The 1,153-nt window shown below is 44.2% G+C and carries 1 protein-coding gene; it reads left to right on the top strand.

Features of this window, described 5'->3' with window-relative positions:
- Positions 1-248: 248 nt before the first annotated feature.
- Positions 249-1,115, top strand: coding sequence for an HNH endonuclease (locus HP459_RS23035; protein ID WP_171936935.1), 867 nt, complete (start codon positions 249-251; stop codon positions 1,113-1,115).
- Positions 1,116-1,153: the final 38 nt, after the last annotated feature.

Raw genomic sequence — 1,153 nt, 5'->3', positions numbered from 1 at the left:
ATGTAGAAATTTCGGACGCGGGTTCAACTCCCGCCAGCTCCACCAAATAAAACAAGGGGTTACGTGAAAGCGTAGCCCCTTTTTCTTTAGTAGTGGCGGCAAAATGGCGGCAGGCATTTTATCCGTTCTCGGCCTAGACAGTCCTCGCGTGTGAAGGCTAATAGACATTTCATGTATGCGAATGTACGCTCGCTTGATTACACATTTCATAAGCAAGGTTAGTTGCCTGACAATAGAAAGGGGGGCTAATGTTTTTCCACAGCAAGAAGCAAGCTTTGGGGCACTTCCATAGTCGCTTTAATGAAGATGAGTTCACCTGTAATCTCAACTTTCATGAAGTTTTTAACAAATACTCCTACGTTGCCAATCCAATCTCGCCAACTCTGACAAAACAGCATAATCCAGCTCAAGCACCAGGCCCCAAAGAAACCTCAATTGGTTTCCAAAAATCAAAAGCAGATGTTCTCTCTAAATCGGAAAACTTCGCACCAAAAGCTAGCTCACTTGCTGCAGACCTACTATCAAAGGCTGCAAAAAGCCCGACAAAAAGAGCAAGAATAATAGAAGATGAGCCGTTACCGGACGAAGCAATGAAGGCTGTAATTGCAAGTAGAGCTAAAAGGAAAAAACCCGTCCCTTACGTACGAGAAGAATTTACCTCAGTATCAACATTAAATATTAATCAGCATGATTCAGATCGACCACGGTGCATCTATTGTGGCGACCATCGCTCAGGTATCGTTCGTGATCATGTGGTTTCGGTTGCCTGGAGAGGCGGAGTGAGACACTACGATCGTCGTCACACCGTACCGTCCTGTCCACAATGTAACAGTCTACTGGGTGATAAACCCTTACATAATATTGCAGACCGTGCCGCATTTCTTGTTGGTGCTATTGAACATCATGAGCGCCGATATCTGTTTACTGTTGACAGGACGGCAGAAGAGCTAGCAGAACTAGACCACTTTTTGGCTATATCCGTAAAAAGCGCAATGTTTGAAAAGGCAGTTGCATTACAACGTATTGAATACGCTAAACAAGTTGCGGCAGGATATTATGACTACGCAACCATTAAGCATCTTGTTAAACAAGGCAGAGAAATTCCCGAAGAGTGAGCCACGTCTTCACTAATCATTCATTGCGCTAAATGATC

It is taken from the genome of Enterobacter sp. CM29 (genome assembly GCF_013179605.1).
GTDB classification, from domain to species: Bacteria; Pseudomonadota; Gammaproteobacteria; order Enterobacterales; family Enterobacteriaceae; genus Enterobacter; species Enterobacter intestinihominis.
This window is presented reverse-complemented; position numbering and strand designations above follow the sequence as displayed.

Coding starts and splice junctions, on each gene's coding strand:
- HP459_RS23035 (WP_171936935.1), top strand. CDS start 249: ATGTTTTTCCACAGCAAGAAGCAAGCTTTGGGGCACTTCCATAGTCGC.